Below are 16,916 nucleotides of genomic sequence, written 5' to 3' on the forward strand. Positions count from 1 at the left end.
ACGATGTCCTTTCCTCTCCTGACGGCAACAGCCGCGCTCCCGGCGGTCGGTGCGGTCGTCACCGCCGCGGTCCCGGCCGCGCGGCGCACGGCGGCGAAGTGGCTGGCGCTGCTGTTCTCGCTCGGCACGCTCGTCCTGGGCGCCGTCCAGTTCGTACGGTTCGAGCCCGGCGGCGCGCGCTACCAGCTCACCGAATCGCACGCCTGGATCAAGGACTTCGGGGTGCGGTACGAACTGGGCGTGGACGGGATCGGTCTGGCGATGCTCGCCCTGACCGCCCTGCTCATCCCGTTCGTGATCCTGGCCGGCTGGCACGACGCCGACCCCCTGGAGACACACAGTTCGCGGTGGCGGCCCACCCAGGGCTTCTTCGCCCTGATCCTGGCCGTCGAAGCGATGGTGATCCTCTCCTTCGAGGCCACCGACGTCTTCCTCTTCTACATCCTCTTCGAAGCCATGCTCATCCCGATGTACTTCCTCATCGGCGGCTTCGGGGACCGGGCGCACGCCCAGGGCGACGAGGCGGCGGCGACCCAACGCTCGTACGCGGCGGTCAAGTTCCTCCTCTACAACCTGGTCGGCGGCCTGCTCATGCTGGCCGCGGTCATCGGCCTCTACGTGGTCGCGGGGAACTTCTCGCTCCAGGACATCGTCGCGGCACGGGCCAACGGCTCGCTGCACATGGCGACCAGCACCGAGCGCTGGCTCTTCCTCGGCTTCTTCTTCGCCTTCGCGGTGAAGGCGCCGCTGTGGCCGCTGCACACCTGGCTGCCCAACGCCATGGGTGAGGCGACCGCCCCGGTCGCCGTGCTGATCACCGCCGTGGTCGACAAGGTCGGCACGTTCGCGATGCTGCGCTTCTGCCTCCAGCTCTTCCCCGAGGCGAGCAAGTGGGCCACTCCGGTGATCCTGGTGCTCGCGCTGATCAGCATCATCTACGGCGCGCTGCTCGCGGTCGGCCAGCGCGACATCAAGCGGCTGATCGCCTACGCGTCGGTCTCGCACTTCGGCTTCATCATCCTGGGCATCTTCGCGATGACCACCCAGGGCCAGTCGGGCGCGACGCTCTACATGGTCAACCACGGGATCTCCACGGCCGCCCTGATGCTGGTGGCCGGGTTCCTGATCTCGCGGCGTGGCTCGCGGCTCATCGCCGACTACGGCGGGGTGCAGAAGGTGGCCCCGGTGCTCGCCGGGACCTTCCTGATCGGCGGTCTCGCGACGCTGTCGCTGCCCGGTCTGTCGCCGTTCGTCAGTGAATTCCTGGTCCTGGTGGGCACGTTCAGCGCCTACCCGGCCGCCGGGATCGTCGCGACCATCGGCATCGTGCTCGCCGCGCTCTACGTCCTCGTCCTCTACCAACGGACGATGACGGGCCCGGTCAAGGCCACCGTGCAGGGGATGGCGGACCTCAAGGTCCGTGAACTGGTCGTCGTACTGCCGCTGATCGCGCTGCTGGTCTTCCTCGGCGTCTATCCGAAGCCGCTGACGGAGATCGTCGACCCGGCCGTGAAGCACACGATGTCCGACGTTCAGAAGAAGGACCCCCGTCCTTCCCAGCCCGCAGTGGAGGCCGCGAAGTGAGCGCAACAGCTGTCCACAGCCTGTGGACAATGGGGGCGGTCGGCCCCATCGGCAAGATTCCGGCTCCCCACATCGAGTACGCGCAGCTCTCACCCGTGCTGATCATTCTCGGTGCCGCGATGCTGGGCGTCCTCGTCGAGGCCTTCGTGCCGCGCAGGGGCCGTTACTACGCCCAGGTGTTCCTCACGGTCGTGGCCATCGCCGCCTCCTTCGCGGCGGTCGTCGCGCTGGCGGCCGGTGGATACGGCTCGACCAAGGCGCACATCGCGGCCATGGGCGCGGTCGCGGTCGACGGGCCCGCGCTGTTCCTCCAGGGCACCATCCTGCTGGCCGCGCTGGTCGCGGTCTTCACCTTCGCCGAGCGCAGGCTCGACCCCGAGGTGCACGGCAACCGCGTCGACTCGTTCGCCGCCCAGGCCGCGTCCGTACCGGGCAGCGAGAGCGAACAGGAGGCGGTCAAGGCCGGGTTCACCACCACCGAGATCTTCCCGCTCGCGCTCTTCGCGGTCGGCGGCATGCTGGTCTTCCCGGCGGCCAACGACCTGCTGACGCTCTTCGTGGCGCTGGAGGTCTTCTCGCTCCCGCTCTACCTCATGTGCGCCCTCGCCCGCCGCAAGCGGCTGATGTCGCAGGAGGCCGCGGTGAAGTACTTCCTGCTCGGGGCCTTCTCGTCCGCCTTCCTGCTCTTCGGGATCGCGCTGCTCTACGGGTACGCGGGCTCCGTCTCGTACGCCCGCATCGCCGCGGTCGTCGACGGCACCGTGCAGAACGTCGACCCGGCGCTCGCCGACACCATGGGCAACGACGCGCTGCTGCTCATCGGCGGCGCGATGATCCTGATGGGGCTGCTCTTCAAGGTCGGCGCCGTGCCTTTCCACATGTGGACCCCGGACGTCTACCAGGGCGCCCCGACCCCGGTCACCGGCTTCATGGCGGCGGCCACCAAGGTCGCCGCGTTCGGCGCGCTGCTGCGGCTGCTGTACGTGGTGCTGCCGGGCATGCGCTGGGACTGGCGGCCGGTCATGTGGGCCGTCGCGATCATCACCATGCTGGGCGGTGCGATCGTCGCGATCACCCAGACCGACATCAAGCGGATGCTGGCGTACTCGTCGATCGCGCACGCCGGGTTCCTCCTGGCCGGTGTCATCGCGACCACGCCCGAGGGCATCAGCTCCGTCCTCTTCTACCTGGTGACGTACTCCTTCGTGACGATCGGCGCGTTCGCCGTGGTCACGCTGGTGCGGGACGCGGGCGGCGAGGCGACGCACCTGTCCAAGTGGGCCGGGCTCGGGCGCCGTTCACCCCTGGTGGCGGCGGTCTTCGCGGTCTTCCTGCTCGCCTTCGCGGGCATCCCGCTCACCAGCGGGTTCAGCGGGAAGTTCGCGGTGTTCAAGGCGGCGGCGGACGGCGGGGCCGGCGGCCTGGTCGTGGTCGGTGTGATCTCCTCCGCCATCGCCGCGTTCTTCTACATCCGGGTCATCGTGCTGATGTTCTTCAGCGAGCCGAAGGCCGACGGCCCGACGGTCGCCGTCCCGTCGGCACTGACGACGACGACCATCGCGGTGGGCGTCGCGGTCACGCTGGTGCTGGGCCTCGCGCCGCAGTACTTCCTGGACCTGGCGAGCCAGGCGGGAGTCTTCGTCCGGTAGGCGCCTCGCCAGGGGCCCCTGCCCTGCGCAGCGCCGACGTGTACGACAGCGCCGACGTGTACGACCGCCGAACGCCGGGCGGGCCGGAGGTATCGGCCCGCCCGGCGTTCGCCGTTTCCGTTCCCGGCCGCCCGCAGAACGGCGGACATGGTCGCTGACCTGGTATTTCCCGTGCGGCCCGGCCGCCCCGGCCCCGTCCCGGAGTACCGGTGTGTCCGGGGATGTCAGTGCGGGACCCTATCGTGGCTGGAGTGACCGGCAGTACGGACGAGGGACAAGTGCGACGGGGGACCGAGCGATGAACGGGAGCGGCGAGGCAGTGGCGGAGCGCGAACAGAGCGAGGCGCTCAGCACACTGCACCGGGTCTTCGGATACGACGCCTTCCGCGGCGAGCAGGAAGAGATCATCGAGCAGGTGGTCAACGGCGGGGACGCCGTGGTGCTGATGCCCACCGGCGGCGGAAAGTCCCTCTGCTACCAGATCCCCGCGCTGGTCAGACCCGGTACGGGTGTGGTGATCTCGCCGCTGATCGCGCTGATGCAGGACCAGGTGGACGCGCTGCGCGCCCTCGGTGTGCGCGCCGGGTTCATGAACTCCACGCAGGACTTCGACGAGCGGCGCACGGTGGAGGCCGAGCTGCTCGCCGGGGAGCTGGACCTGCTGTACCTGGCGCCCGAGCGGCTGCGCGTGGAGTCCACGCTGGGGCTGCTGAGCCGCGCGAAGATCTCCGTGTTCGCGGTCGACGAGGCGCACTGCGTGGCCTCCTGGGGACATGACTTCCGGCCGGACTACCTGGCCCTCTCGCTGCTCGGCGAGCGCTGGCCCGAGGTACCGCGGATCGCCCTGACCGCGACCGCCACCCGGGCCACGCACCAGGAGATCACCCAGCGGCTCGGGATGTCCGGCGCACGGCACTTCGTGGCGGGCTTCGACCGGCCCAACATCCAGTACCGGATCGTCCCGAAGAACGACCCCAAGAAGCAGCTGCTCGCCTTCCTGAAGGAGGAGCACGCCGGGGACGCGGGCATCGTCTACTGCCTCTCCCGCGCCTCCGTGGACCGGACCGCCGAGTACCTGTGCAAGAACGGCATCGAGGCGGTGCCGTACCACGCGGGCCTGGACGCGGGCACCCGCGCCGTCCACCAGTCGCGGTTCCTGCGCGAGGAGGGCCTGGTGGTCGTGGCGACCATCGCCTTCGGGATGGGGATCGACAAGCCGGACGTCCGGTTCGTGGCCCACCTGGACCTGCCCAAGTCGGTGGAGGGGTACTACCAGGAGACCGGCCGCGCGGGACGGGACGGGATGCCGTCCACGGCGTGGATGACGTACGGCCTCCAGGACGTGGTCCAGCAGCGGAAGATGATCCAGACCGGCGAGGGCGACGAGACGTTCCGCCGCCGGGCCGCCGCGCACCTCGACGCGATGCTGGCGCTCTGCGAGACCGCCGGATGCCGTCGGGTCCAGCTGCTCCAGTACTTCGGCCAGGAGGCCGTGACACCGGCCTGCGGCAACTGCGACACCTGCCTCAGCCCGCCCGAGACCTGGGACGGGACGGTGGCCGCGCAGAAGGTGCTGTCCACGGTGGTGCGGCTGGACCGGGAGCGCCGGCAGAAGTTCGGGGCGGGGCAGATCGTCGACATCCTGCTGGGCCGGAAGACCGCCAAGGTCATCCAGTTCGACCACGACCAGCTGTCGGTCTTCGGCATCGGCGAGGACCTGTCGGAAGGCCAGTGGCGGGGCGTGGTGCGGCAGTTGCTGGCGCAGGGGCTGCTCGCCGTCGAGGGGGAGTACGGCACGCTGGTGCTGACCGGCACCAGCGGTTCGGTGCTGGCGCGGGAGGCCGAGGTCCGGCTGCGCAAGGAGCCCGAGAAGGCCGTGGTGCCCAGGCCCGCGAAGGGTGAGAAGAAGGCCAGAGCCGCCGCGGCGGTCGCCGATCTGTCGGCGGAGGCGGTGCCGGTCTTCGAGGCGCTGCGGGCATGGCGGGCGCAGCAGGCCAAGGAGCAGGGCGTTCCGGCGTATGTGATCTTCCACGACGCGACCCTGCGGGAGATCGCCACGGTGCGGCCGTCCTCGCTCGGGGAACTCGGCGGGATCGGCGGTCTGGGCGAGAAGAAGCTGGCGACGTACGGGGAGGGCGTGCTGGGGGTGCTGGCGGGCGGTTCCCCGGACGCGCCCGAGAAGCCGGATGCCCCGAAGGAACCGGACGCACAGGACGTCCCGGAGGAGTGGGACGCATCCGAGGAGCCGCCCGCGCCCGAGGAGTCGTACGCGCCCGAGGATTTCTGAGCCGTGAGGGTCCCGAGGGTCCTGAGGTCCTGAGGGGTCCCCGAGGGGGAGGGCGCACGCACGGGCGGTTCACGCGGGGCTCCGCCCCCCTCGGGGCCGCCCCGCGTGACCTCGGGCCCGGCTCCGCGCCGGTCGGGCTCCGCCCCTCGGGGCTGCCCCGCGTGGACCTCAGGCCCCGCTCCGCCGTGACCTGTCGCGCTGGACGTTGCGCCGTACCGCGTTCGCCGGCCACTCGCTGCGGATCAGCCCCCGCATCGCCGCCCGGGACCGCCACCCCTCCTGCGCCGTCACCTGCGCCAGGCCGGTCGCCGCGACCAGCGCGGCCAGGGCGCGGCTGCGGTGGTCGGGGAAGTCCGCCGTCTCCGCCGCCGCGAAGTGCGCGCGGGCCTGCGCCGACCAGTTGTGCGGGCCCGCGGGATGGCGGTGGTAGGGAAGCAGACCGGCGAAGCGGCGGGTCTCCCTGAGCAGGACGCCCTGCTCCACCAGGCGGTCCAGGTACAGCCCCTCGATCTGGCTGCCGTTCCGGTGGATCCAGCTGCGGGCGGAGGCCGTTCCGGCGAACGTTCCCTTGCCCGGTTCCGGGAGCAGCGCCAGGACCTGGGCGAGGACCGGGTCGCCCGGCACCAGCGGGTTGACCACCAGCACCTTGCCCAGGGACTCGGAGATCTGCCCCTGGAGCTCCAGTTCCGCCAGAGCCGCGCCGGCCATCCCGTACTCCAGGTAGCGGCCCCGGCAGAACGTCTTGCCCCGCGCGGGGTCCAGCGCGAGCAGCAGCAGCTCTTCGGGAAGGGTCGGCTCGGCCCGGCTCATGGCGTGGGTACGATCCTTCCGGTCACCTCGCCGAGACCCACCCTGGTCCCGTCCGGGCCCGGCGCCCAGGCGGTCATGGTGACCTCGTCGCCGTCCTCCAGGAACGTCCGCTTGCCGTGCGGGAGTTCGAGGGGCCGGGTGCCGTTCCAGGTGATCTCCAGGAGTGAGCCGCACTGGTCCGGCGACGTGCCACTGACCGTGCCCGACCCGAACAGGTCCCCGGTACGGAGCGAGGCGCCGTTCACCGTCATGTGGGCCAGCATCTGCGCGGCCGTCCAGTACATCCCGGAGAACGGCGGCTCGGAGATCAGCTGCCCGTTGACCGCCACCGAGAGGTGCAGGTCGAAGCCGCCCGGCTCCTCGGCCGAGGCGTCGTCGAGGTAGGGCAGCAGGGGCAGTTCACGCTCCGGCGGGGCGGTCCGTGCCGTGTCCAGCGCCTCCAGCGGGGTCACCCAGGCCGACACCGAGGTGGCGAAGGACTTGCCGAGGAAGGGGCCCAGCGGGACGTACTCCCAGGCCTGGATGTCGCGTGCGGACCAGTCGTTGAGGAGCTGGAGCCCGAAGACGTGCTCACGGAAGTCGGCCAGCGGGACCGGGCCGCCCTGTCCGGACGGCACGCCGACGACGAAGCCGACCTCCGCCTCGATGTCGAGCTTGACCGAGGGGCCGAAGACCGGCGCCGGGTCCGAGGGCGCCTTGCGCTGGCCCGACGGGCGTACGACATCGGTGCCCGACACGACGACCGTGCCCGCGCGGCCGTGGTAACCGATGGGCAGGTGCTTCCAGTTGGGGGTCAGCGCCACCGAGTCCGGGCGGAAGATCCGGCCGACGTTCGTCGCGTGGTTCTCGCTCGCGTAGAAGTCGACGTAGTCGGCGACCTCGTACGGCAGGTGGAGCGTGACGGCGGACAGCGGATACAGCAGCGGCTCGATGTCCGCGCGGTGCGCCGGGACGGTGACCCAGGCGGTCAGCGCCCGCCGTACGTCGCGCCACGCGGTACGCCCCGCCGCGAGCAGCGGGTTCAGCGTGGGGTGCGCCAGCAGCTTGCTGTAAGGCGAGCCCAGCGCGAACGCCGCGGCTCCGGCATCCAGCACATGACCGCCTATGCGCACACCCACCCGGCGCCGGTCGGGTTCCGCGGGGGTGGAGAAGACACCGTACGGAAGGTTGTGCGGGCCGAAGGGATCGCCTTCGGACAGGTCGAGCGGGCTCTGCTCAGGCATGGGGTGCTGCCTCGCTTTCGGGTCTCTGGGACACGCCTACGTTACGGCGGCAACCGTCACGGCGTCAGCTGTCACCGGACGGACGGGCCGGGCGCATGTTCCAGGTGAACCTTCCGGCCGAACGTTCCGGGTGAATGTGTTCCGGCCGGATGCTCCCGGCGGGTGCTCCGGATGAACGCTCCGGGCGGGTGCGCCCGCCGTGCGAGGATCCCGCGCATGAGCGTAGAGATCGAAGCCGTGCACGAGGTGACCGACGAACTGGTGCGGGCGTTCACCCGCCTCCTTCCGCAACTGTCGTCCACGGCCCGGCCGCTGGACCGCGAGGCGCTGGCGGCACTGGCCTCCGTCGACACCCAGACGCTGCTGGTCGCGCGGGTCGACGGCGAGGTAGCCGGAACGCTGACCCTGGTGGTGTCCCCGCTGCCGTCCGGTCGGCGGGCCCATGTGGAGGACGTGGTGGTCGACACCGCCGCTCGCGGCCACGGAGTCGGCAGGGCGCTGATCGAGCACGCGCTCGGCGTGGCCGAGGCCGCCGGGGCGCGCACGGTCGACCTCACGTCGCGGCCCTCCAGGGAAGCGGCGAACCGGCTGTACGAACGGGTGGGGTTCCGGCGGCGGGAGTCGAACGTCTACCGGTACGCGTTCGAGCCGGTGTGACACGCAGGGGGCAGGTGCCGCGCGGCGGGGCGACAGGCGCTCCGTCAGGAAGCAGCGGGGCAACGGGCGCCCCGGGAAGGGGACGGCCGCGCCCCGCCGTACCTGGTCCTACCCCGCCGTCCGCGGGATCCGCCGCTCCCACGACCGCTGGAACACGACCTCGTCCCCGTCCTCGCAGATCACCTCGTTCGACGTGATGAAGACCGCCGCGTCGCAGGTGATCTCGGAGCGCGTCCTGACCCGTACGTCCCAGCCCGTCTCCGGGCGGTGCAGGCGGATCGACCAGTCCGAGCGGGTGTGCGCGGACAGCGGGTCCGACTCGTTGATCGTGTACGTCTCCAGCGCGTCCTCGCTGAACTCCAGCCCGTCCGGGTAGATCCGGGTGCCGCCGTAGCGCGGGTCGACCTCCAGCCGCCAGGTCCCCTTCGCCACGTCGCGTACGACCAGCCGCTCGGGGCGCTCCTCCTGGTCGTCCGGGTAGACCACCGCGAGCGCTTCCGACTGCTCGGGCTCCTCGAAGGTGATGTGGTCCTCGGTGTGCGCGCGGACCGGTAGTTCCATCGTCGAGGCCGCCGGGTCCAGGGTCCAGCCGTGCGCCGAGTCCGGCTGGGGCCAGATCCACGGCCAGTACGCGGAGGAGACCGACAGCCGGATGCGGTGGCCGGGCGGGAAGGTGTGCCCCACGCCGTTGAGTTCGAAGGTGACCGTCTCGGTGGTGCCCGGCTCCCAGATGTCCGCGCGGTCCCGGCCGTGCCGGGCCGAGAAGTTGAGCGCCCCCCGGGTGACCAGGGTGGAGGAGCCGTCCGGTGCCACGTCGCAGAGCCGGGCGATCACCTGGCCGGTGCGGACCTCGGAGCGCACCGAGAGGTGGACCTTCGCCCGGCCCAGGATCTCGATCGGCGCCTGGCGGACCGGGAATTCGAAGCAGACGGACTTCGCGTCCTCGTCCCGCTGGTCCGGCGGCAGGTCGGCGTCGTTGCCGAAGGGGAAGAAGCGCCCCGCGTCCAGGCCGGTCTGCTGCGGGGACCTCACCACCATCGGGTCGCCCTGGAGCGCGTACGAGACCGGGGTGACGTGCGGCGAGGGCCAGGCCGTGTCGGCGACCCAGCGGCCGGGCAGCTCCGGGTACACCGTCGCGGGCGGGTGCGACTCGCTGATCCAGGAGCGGAGCAGCGGCTCCTCCATGACACCGGTGTCCTCGCCCTTGAGGTGGTGGTCCCACCAGCGCAGCGTCTCCTGGAGGAAGCCGATGGCCGGGCCCGGCGGCAGCCCGCGGTCCGGGTACTGGTGCGACCACGGGCCGATCAGCCCCCGGACCCGCGACGGGTCCAGATGCTCGACCAGCCGCAGGACGGTGTCCCGGTACGGGTCGTGCCAGCCGCCGACCGCGAGCACCGCCGCGTCGATGGCCGTGTAGTCCTCGCAGACGCTGCCGTGCCTCCAGTAGGCGTCGCGGGTCTGATGGGCGAGCCAGGTGTGGATGAAGGGGTCCACGGCCTCCAGCCGGCGCAGCCACATGTCCCGCCACACGGAGCCGACCTGTGCCGGGTCCGGCGGCCGGCACACGAAGGCGAGCATCGTCGCCGCCCAGGCGTGCATGTCCACGGCGAGCACCGAACCGCCCATGTAGTGGACGTCGTTGTCGTAGCGGTCGTCGGCCGAGCAGACCGTCACGATCGCCTTGAGCGGTTCGGGTGCGAGGGCCGCGATCTGGAGCGAGTTGAAGCCGCCCCAGGAGATGCCGAACATGCCGACCTTGCCGGTGCACCACGGCTGCTCGGCGAGCCAGTTCACGACGGCGACCCCGTCGGCCAGCTCCTGCGCGTCGTACTCGTCGCCGGGCATGCCGGTGGAGTTGCCGTGGCCGCGCACGTCCACCCGTACGGAGGCGTAACCGTGGCCCGCGTACCAGGGGTGCCGCTGCCAGTCCCGCGGCGCGGTCCAGTCGCTGAGCCGGTAGGGGAGGTATTCGAGCAGTGCCGGGACCGGCTCCTCACTGATCGGGCGCCAGATCCTGGCGTACAGCTGGGTGCCGTCCGGGAGGGGGATCCAGACGTCCTCGCGGCGGGTCTCGTACGGGAAGTCGGTGCGGATTCGAGCCACGGCAGGCGCTCCTCAGTGGACGGGGTGCATGGTGCGTTTGAGCCAGGGTGCTGCGGCGACGACCGCGAGTCCGGCGACGACGGCGATGGCGCCGTTGACCCCGAAGTACGCGGGGTCGGAGACCTCGCCGTACAGCTTCACGATCTGGGCCTGAATGCCGTTGGCCAGGGCCAGCGACAGGAACCAGAGGGCCATCGTCTGGCTGGCGAAGGCGGCGGGGGCGAGCTTCGTGGTGGCGGACATGCCCGAGGTCTCCACCAGGATGTCGCCGAGCCCGAGCAGGGCGTACGAGCCGACGATCCACCAGACGGACATCAGCCAGTCGGTGCCGGTACGGCCGGAAGTGGCCGGAACCATGATCAGGAAGGAGAGACCGCCGAGGATGGTGCCGATCGCGATCTTGTTGGAGGCGTGCGGCTGGCGCTTGCCCATCCGTACCCAGAGGGCGGCGACCACCGGGGCCAGCGCCACCTCGAAGGCGCCGAGCGCGGAGGCGTACCAGCTGGCCGGGAAGTGGAAGCCGAAGATCTCCGTCTTGGCGTTGGTCGACGCGAGCAGGATCATCGTCGAGTACGCCTGGAAGAGGATGAAGTTGAAGACCACCGAGGAGAGGAAGAGGACGATGTAGGGGCGCAGATGGGCGCGCTCCGCGCGGGTCACCCGGGGGCTCCGGAACATCACGGCGAAGAAGATGATCGGCGCCACCACCGAGACGACGGTGAGCACGTCCACGGTGCGGTCCAGGGTCAGCCAGCCGGTCAGCCCGAGGATCACGGCCACCACGGCGACCGCCAGGCACCCGCCGACGATCAGCCTGACCGCGCGGCGCATCGCGGCGGGCGGCAGCGCCTGTTCGGCGGAGTCGGAGCGGCCCGCGATGTGGCGGCGCCCCAGGACGTACTGGATCAGGCCCAGCGTCATCCCGACGGCCGCGGCGGAGAACCCCCAGTGCCAGCCCTTGTGGTCACCGAGCCAGCCGGTGATCAGCGGACCGAGGAACGCGCCGATGTTGATGCACATGTAGTACAGCGCGAAGCCGGCGTCCCGGCGCTGGTCCTCGGTGCGGTACAGCTTGCCGACCAGGGTGGCCACGTTGGGCTTGAGCAGCCCCGTGCCGAGCGAGATGAGCCCGAGGCCCACCCAGGTCATGGCGGCCGTCGGGATCGCCATCGAGTAGTGGCCGACGGCGATCAGGATGCCGCCGTACAGGACGGCGCGGTACGAGCCGAGAATGCGGTCGGCGAGCCAGCCGCCCGCCACCGACACCAGATAGACCAGCGTGCCGTAGGCGGCGGAGACGGAGGCAGCCGCGCCCGGCGACATGCCCAGGCCGTCGTCCGCCACGGTGGCCGTGAAGTAGAGGACGAGAATGGCCTGCATTCCGAGGAACGAGAATCGCTCCCAGATCTCCAGGCCGGACAGGGTCATCAGACCCCGTGGCTGGCCGAAGAAGGAATGGTCGTCGCCCGGCTGCGTCGGGGGCTGAGCCGGTGGCGTCAGTCCCGGCTGCGGCTCTGTTCCGGACAAAGGTGCTGCTCCATTTCAAATCGAGGTGTTTTGAACATACCGGTCACGCTCGGTATGCGCTCGGGGTGGGCGGGCAGGCGCTCATGGTGATCGAAAGCGGACCGGATACGCTGCCTTGAGTGCGGACAGCGACACATCGACAATCCGTGTGATCGTCAGCAGACAGGAGATCCCCTCGTGACCGTCGTCGAGCCATTCGGGCTGAGGGTGCGGGACCAGGCACTTGACGCCGATGTCCAGGCCGGACTGGCGGCTGTCGAGGCCGGGCTGCTCGATGCCACCAAGAGCGAGGTCCCTTTCATCACGGAGGCCGCGCAACATCTGGTACGGGCTGGGGGTAAGCGCTTTCGTCCGCTTCTCGTGATGCTCGCTGCCCAGTTCGGCGACCCTTATGCACCCGGAGTCGTACCTTCTGCCGTAGTGGTCGAATTGACACATCTGGCGACGCTTTACCACGACGACGTGATGGACGAGGCAGAAGTGCGCCGCGGGGTGGACAGCGCCAACGCGCGCTGGGACAACTCCGTCGCGGTCCTCACCGGCGACTTCCTCTTCGCGCGCGCGTCGCACATCCTGGCCGACCTGGGCCCGGAGGCCGTACGCATCCAGGCCGAGGCGTTCGAGCGTCTGGTGACCGGTCAGATCCTGGAGACCGCGGGACCGCGGGACGGCCGCGACCCGGTCGACCACTACCTCGACGTCCTGTCGGGCAAGACCGGCTCGCTGATCGCCGTGTCCGGGCGCTTCGGCGCGATGATGTCCGGCGCCGACGAGAGCGTGGTGAACACCCTCACCCAGTACGGCGAACGGCTCGGCATGGCCTTCCAGCTGGCCGACGACGTACTGGACATCGCCAGCGACAGCCACGAGTCGGGCAAGACCCCGGGCACCGATCTGCGCGAGGGCATCCCCACCCTGCCGGTGCTGCGGCTGCGCGCCCAGGCCGCCGCCCACGGCCGGCCGGACGACCTGGCCCTGGTCGAACTGCTCGACGGCGACCTCACGGACGACGTCAGGCACGCCGAGGCGCTGCGGCTGATGCGGGTTCACCCGGCCCTGGAACAGGCCCGGCAGGACACCGTGCGGTACGCGGAGGAGGCACGGGCCTCGCTCGCGCCGCTGCGGGAGTGCTTCGCGAAGACGGCGCTGGAGGAACTCTGCGGCGCCGTGGTGCACCGCGTCGGCTGACGGATCCGCACCGGCACATCCGGTCGCCCTTACGGCCGCTCTGCGACCCGCGCCGGTTCAACGCCCCTACGGGGACGGGGGACCGGCGCCGTCGGTTGTCATACCCGAGGGGTACATGGACTTGCTCCCGCGGGGTGACGCGGAGCGCCGGGGGATTTGGTGGGATGGAACCACCACGCCCCACCAATTCGGGTGAGAATGGCGGCGCGGGGGTGGACGAGAGCAACCGGACGGATCGCCGCCGATCACGGAGGTAGGGCACACATGGCACCGAACGACAGCGCGCAGGACACCGCAGAGGCCACGGACCTGACCGCCGGCCGCCGGAAGGCGGCGCGTTACTTCCTCCCGGTCGCGGTGGCGGGGGTGGCTGCCGTGACGATCGGTCTGGTCCCGGCGCTCGCCAGCTCGGGAGACCCGAACCTGCCGAAGATCACGGCCCAGCAGCTCATCGAGAAGATCGCCGCGTCGAACACCCAGCAGCTGTCCGGCACCGTCCAGGTCAGCGCGGACCTGGGCATCCCGTCGCTGGGCGGAATGGCCGACTCGTTCCTGAAGGACGCGGCCGGGGGCGACGGCGGAGCGAGCGCCGACCCGCAGTCCAAGGCGATGGAACTCGCCTCGGGCACCCACACCCTGCGGGTGGCCGTCGACGGCCCCGACCGGCAGCGGGTCTCCCTCCTGGGCAGCGCCGCCGAGTACAGCCTGATCCACAACGGTGACCAGGTCTGGGCGTACGACAGCAAGTCCGGTGAGGTCTACCACTCCAAGGGCGACAAGCCGTCGGCCACGGCGAAGGACCGGCGCGCCCACCGGGACGGCAAGGACCAGCTCCCCGCCACCCCGAAGGCGTTCGCCGACGAGGTGCTGAAGGCGGCCGGTCCGACGACCTCGGTGACCGTCGACGGCACGACGCAGGTGGCCGGGCAGGACGCGTACCAACTGCTCATCAAGCCGAAGCAGTCCGGCTCGACGATCGGATCCGTACGGATCGCGGTGGACGCGAAGAACGGCACCCCGCTCAAGTTCACGCTCACCCCGTCCGACGGTGGCAAGGCCGCCATCGACGTCGGCTTCACCAAGGTCAGCTTCGCGAAGCCGTCGGCCTCGTCCTTCACCTTCACTCCGCCGAAGGGCGCGAAGGTGACGGAGGGCAGCGACCTGGGCAAGGCGCCGAAGGACAGCGGCCCGATGTCCGCCCTGCCGGGGGACTCCAAGGGCCTGCCCGGGGGCGCGAAGGGCCTGGGGACGGAAGTCCTCGGCAAGGGCTGGACGTCGGTGGTGCAGCTGGACGCCGGCAGCGCGGCCGGGATCCCCGGCCTGCCGAGCGCCGGGAGCACGGGCACGAGCGGTGCCCCCGCGGGCGCGGAGAAGTTCCTGGGCTCGCTGGGGGACAAGGTGACGGGCTCGTTCGGCTCGGGCACGGTGTTCCACACGCGGCTGGTGAACGCGCTGCTGACGGACGACGGGAAGATGTTCGTCGGAACCGTCGACAAGGCGGGACTGGTGAAGGCCGCCGACGCGGCGAAGTAGGAAGCCTGAGGGCCGGGGCGGTGTCGCAGTACGCGGCGCCGCCCCGGCCGCGTTCCCGGACCACCCGGGCAGCTGCCCAAGTCCTGGGGCCTGTCCGGCCGGTCGCCGGACCCGAATCCCGGCGCACCAACCCTGCGGGCAGATCGGCGCCGCGCGGCGGACTGCGGTTCGACGACACGCCCCGGCCTGAGAGCCTGTACGGGCACCGAACGACGGGAGGACCGCCATGCCGGCCTCAACAGCCCGACCGGACCCGGCCGGGGCTGCGGTCATCGAGACCCGCGCCCTCACCAAGCGCTTCCGCGGCGGCCAACTCGCCGTGAACCAGCTGAACCTCACGGTCCCGCACGGCAGCGTCTTCGGCTTCCTCGGGCCCAACGGCTCCGGCAAGACCACCACCATCCGGATGCTGCTCGGCCTCATCGAGCCGACCTCCGGGACCGTGCGCCTGCTGGGCCGCCCGATGCCGCGCGCCGCCCGCGCCGTACTGCCCGGGGTGGGTGCGCTCATCGAGGGGCCCGCGCTGTACGGGTTCCTCTCCGGGCGTGACAACCTCATCCGTTACGACTCCGCCGACCCGGAGGCCGACCCGCGCACCCGGCGGGCCCGTGTCGACGCCGCCCTCGACCGCGTCGGGCTGGCCCCGGCCGCGGGCAAGAAGGCCAGGGCGTACTCGCTCGGCATGAAGCAGCGCCTCGGTGTCGCCTCCGCGCTGCTCCAGCCGCGCGGACTGCTGGTGCTCGACGAGCCGACGAACGGCCTCGACCCGCAGGGCATGCGCGAGATCCGGTCCCTGGTACGGGAGTTGGCGGACGACGGTACGACCGTGTTCCTCTCCTCCCATCTCCTCGACGAGATCGAGCAGGTCTGCACCCACGCCGCCGTGATGGCCCGGGGCAGGCTGCTCGCCCAGGGCCCGGTCGGCGAGCTCGCGACCCGTGGCCGGCTCGCCGTCTCCACCCCCGACCCGGGGGAGGCCGTCCGGGTGCTCACGGAGCTGGGGGTGTCCGGCGTGACCGCCACCGGCGACCGGGTCACCGGTGAACCACCGTCCGACGGGACCGACTTGGCGGACCTGAACGCCGCACTCGTACGGGGCGGTGTCCGTGTCAGATCCTTCGGCGTCGAACGTGCCTCGCTCGAAGACGCCTTCGTCGCACTCACCGGGGAGGGATTCGATGTCGCAGGCTGAGCCCGTGGACGGGAGCGGGGCCGGAATCGCCGACGGAGGCGCGGGCAGGGCGACCGACACGCAGGGCGACCCGACCGTTGCGCCCGCTACGACAGGTGACCCGACCGTTGCGCAGGCCGGGTCGGGTGCGCGCGCCGCCGGGAGACTCCGCAGGTCGCTCGGTCTCTTCCGCTCCGAGCTGACGACCACCTTCCGCCGCTGGCGCACCCTGGCGCTGCTCGCCGTACTGGCGGCCGTCCCCGTCCTCATCGGTATCGCCGTGAAACTGGAGACGGGCAAGGGCTCGGCCGCGGGCACCGGCAGCGACGGCCCGGCCTTCCTCACGGACGTCACCAACAACGGTCTCTTCCTGGTCTTCGCGGCCCTCGCGGCGACCCTCCCGGTCTTCCTGCCGCTGGCGGTCGGCGTCGTCGCGGGCGACGCGGTCGCGGGCGAGGCGAACGCCGGTACGCTCCGCTATCTGCTGGTCGCCCCGGCGGGCCGGACCCGGCTGCTGTTCGCCAAGTACGTCTGCGCGCTGGCCTTCTGCCTGGCGGCGACCCTCGTCGTGGCGCTCTCCGCGCTGGCGGTGGGCGCCCTGCTCTTCCCGCTCGGCGACGTCACGACGATCTCCGGCACGCAGATCTCCTTCGCCGACGGCCTCGGCCGCGCGGCGCTGATCGCGCTCGTCGTCGCCGCCTCGCTGGTCGGGGTCGCCTCGCTCGGGCTGTTCGTCTCCACCCTCACCAACAGCGGGATCGCCGCGATGGCCACGACGGTCGGTCTGCTGATCACCGTGCAGATCCTGGACACCGTCCCGCAGTTGGACGCGGTGCAGCCGTATCTCTTCCCGCACTACTGGCTGTCCTTCGCGGACCTGCTGCGCGCGCCGGTCTACTGGGACGACGTGGTCAGGAACCTCGATCTGCAAGGGCTGTACGCGGCGGTGTTCGGCTCGGCGGCCTGGGCGCGGTTCACCGCGAAGGACATCGCCGCATGAGGGGCGGCGGGGCGCCGCCGGAACCGCGGGGCGCCGCCGGAACCGCGGGGGACCGCCCGGACCGCGGGCACAGGGAGGGCACGTGCCGTACCGAGAAGCCGTCCCCCGACGCGGCCCGACACGACACGTACCGTTTCCCCGGCGCTCATTGTCGGATGTGGAACTTCCCCTGTCAACACGCTCC

12 protein-coding genes are annotated in these 16,916 nt (G+C 71.2%); 8 read left to right on the forward strand and 4 right to left on the reverse strand.

All coding sequences use genetic code 11. From position 1 onward, the window contains the following. Positions 1-3: 3 nt before the first annotated feature. The 3 genes from NBY69_RS07315 to recQ all read left to right on the forward strand — a co-directional run bounded on the left by NBY69_RS07315 (position 4) and on the right by recQ (position 5,520). Positions 4-1,584, forward strand: coding sequence for an NADH-quinone oxidoreductase subunit M (locus NBY69_RS07315; protein ID WP_250299139.1), 1,581 nt, complete (start codon positions 4-6; stop codon positions 1,582-1,584). Next, complete coding sequence (nuoN, locus tag NBY69_RS07320) at positions 1,581-3,233, forward strand: NADH-quinone oxidoreductase subunit NuoN (RefSeq protein ID WP_250299140.1); 1,653 nt, start codon at positions 1,581-1,583, stop codon at positions 3,231-3,233. Before NBY69_RS07315 ends, nuoN begins: the two co-directional genes overlap by 4 nt. Before the next feature lie 298 nt (positions 3,234-3,531). Then, positions 3,532-5,520, forward strand: coding sequence for a DNA helicase RecQ (recQ, locus tag NBY69_RS07325; protein WP_250299143.1), 1,989 nt, complete (start codon positions 3,532-3,534; stop codon positions 5,518-5,520). A 168-nt stretch (positions 5,521-5,688) separates the two neighbouring features. Here the strand turns inward: recQ and NBY69_RS07330 are convergent, their stop codons facing one another. Then, on the reverse strand, positions 5,689-6,330 hold the full coding sequence (locus NBY69_RS07330) for a GPP34 family phosphoprotein (protein ID WP_250299145.1): 642 nt from the start codon (positions 6,328-6,330) through the stop codon (positions 5,689-5,691). After that, entirely contained in the window at positions 6,327-7,553 is a 1,227-nt protein-coding gene (gene fahA, locus NBY69_RS07335; protein WP_250299148.1) for a fumarylacetoacetase, read from the reverse strand. The genes NBY69_RS07330 and fahA overlap by 4 nt, the downstream gene beginning before the upstream one ends. A 216-nt stretch (positions 7,554-7,769) precedes the next feature. Between fahA and NBY69_RS07340 the strand changes: the two genes are divergently transcribed. Beyond that, complete coding sequence (locus NBY69_RS07340) at positions 7,770-8,210, forward strand: GNAT family N-acetyltransferase (RefSeq protein ID WP_250299151.1); 441 nt, start codon at positions 7,770-7,772, stop codon at positions 8,208-8,210. A gap of 108 nt (positions 8,211-8,318) precedes the next feature. Here NBY69_RS07340 and NBY69_RS07345 read toward each other — a convergent pair whose 3' ends face one another. Together NBY69_RS07345 and NBY69_RS07350 are read right to left on the reverse strand one after the other, a co-directional pair. Continuing rightward, complete coding sequence (locus NBY69_RS07345; RefSeq protein WP_250299158.1) at positions 8,319-10,313, reverse strand: CocE/NonD family hydrolase; 1,995 nt, start codon at positions 10,311-10,313, stop codon at positions 8,319-8,321. A 12-nt stretch (positions 10,314-10,325) separates the two neighbouring features. Continuing rightward, positions 10,326-11,840 (reverse strand): peptide MFS transporter, encoded by a 1,515-nt coding sequence (locus NBY69_RS07350; protein ID WP_250299160.1) that lies wholly within the window; start codon positions 11,838-11,840, stop codon positions 10,326-10,328. 177 nt (positions 11,841-12,017) lie between these two features. On the opposite strand from NBY69_RS07350, the gene NBY69_RS07355 reads away from it, so the two are divergent. From NBY69_RS07355 to NBY69_RS07370, 4 genes are all read left to right on the forward strand, one after another. Further along, the gene (locus tag NBY69_RS07355; RefSeq protein WP_250299162.1) at positions 12,018-13,028 is read left to right on the forward strand and encodes a polyprenyl synthetase family protein; all 1,011 of its coding nucleotides are present in this window, start codon (positions 12,018-12,020) and stop codon (positions 13,026-13,028) included. Between the two features lie 264 nt (positions 13,029-13,292). Beyond that, positions 13,293-14,561, forward strand: coding sequence for a DUF2092 domain-containing protein (locus NBY69_RS07360; RefSeq protein ID WP_250299163.1), 1,269 nt, complete (start codon positions 13,293-13,295; stop codon positions 14,559-14,561). Positions 14,562-14,787: 226 nt separating this feature from the next. Then, positions 14,788-15,753 carry an ABC transporter ATP-binding protein gene (locus NBY69_RS07365; protein ID WP_250299165.1) on the forward strand — a complete coding sequence of 322 codons (966 nt, stop codon included), beginning with the start codon at positions 14,788-14,790 and terminating at the stop codon, positions 15,751-15,753. Beyond that, positions 15,740-16,732, forward strand: coding sequence for an ABC transporter permease (locus tag NBY69_RS07370; protein ID WP_250299168.1), 993 nt, complete (start codon positions 15,740-15,742; stop codon positions 16,730-16,732). The genes NBY69_RS07365 and NBY69_RS07370 overlap by 14 nt, the downstream gene beginning before the upstream one ends. Positions 16,733-16,916: the final 184 nt, after the last annotated feature.

The organism is Streptomyces sp. A 4/2 (assembly GCF_940670765.1).
Classification (GTDB): Bacteria; Actinomycetota; Actinomycetes; order Streptomycetales; family Streptomycetaceae; genus Streptomyces.

Excerpts from the sequence above, each read along its gene's own strand:
- NBY69_RS07330 (WP_250299145.1), bottom strand. The coding sequence starts at position 6,330 with ATGAGCCGGGCCGAGCCGACCCTTCCCGAAGAGCTGCTGCTGCTCGCG.
- NBY69_RS07315 (WP_250299139.1), top strand. The coding sequence starts at position 4 with ATGTCCTTTCCTCTCCTGACGGCAACAGCCGCGCTCCCGGCGGTCGGT.
- fahA (WP_250299148.1), bottom strand. The coding sequence starts at position 7,553 with ATGCCTGAGCAGAGCCCGCTCGACCTGTCCGAAGGCGATCCCTTCGGC.
- NBY69_RS07360 (WP_250299163.1), top strand. The coding sequence starts at position 13,293 with ATGGCACCGAACGACAGCGCGCAGGACACCGCAGAGGCCACGGACCTG.
- NBY69_RS07365 (WP_250299165.1), top strand. The coding sequence starts at position 14,788 with ATGCCGGCCTCAACAGCCCGACCGGACCCGGCCGGGGCTGCGGTCATC.
- NBY69_RS07370 (WP_250299168.1), top strand. The coding sequence starts at position 15,740 with ATGTCGCAGGCTGAGCCCGTGGACGGGAGCGGGGCCGGAATCGCCGAC.
- recQ (WP_250299143.1), top strand. The coding sequence starts at position 3,532 with ATGAACGGGAGCGGCGAGGCAGTGGCGGAGCGCGAACAGAGCGAGGCG.
- NBY69_RS07340 (WP_250299151.1), top strand. The coding sequence starts at position 7,770 with ATGAGCGTAGAGATCGAAGCCGTGCACGAGGTGACCGACGAACTGGTG.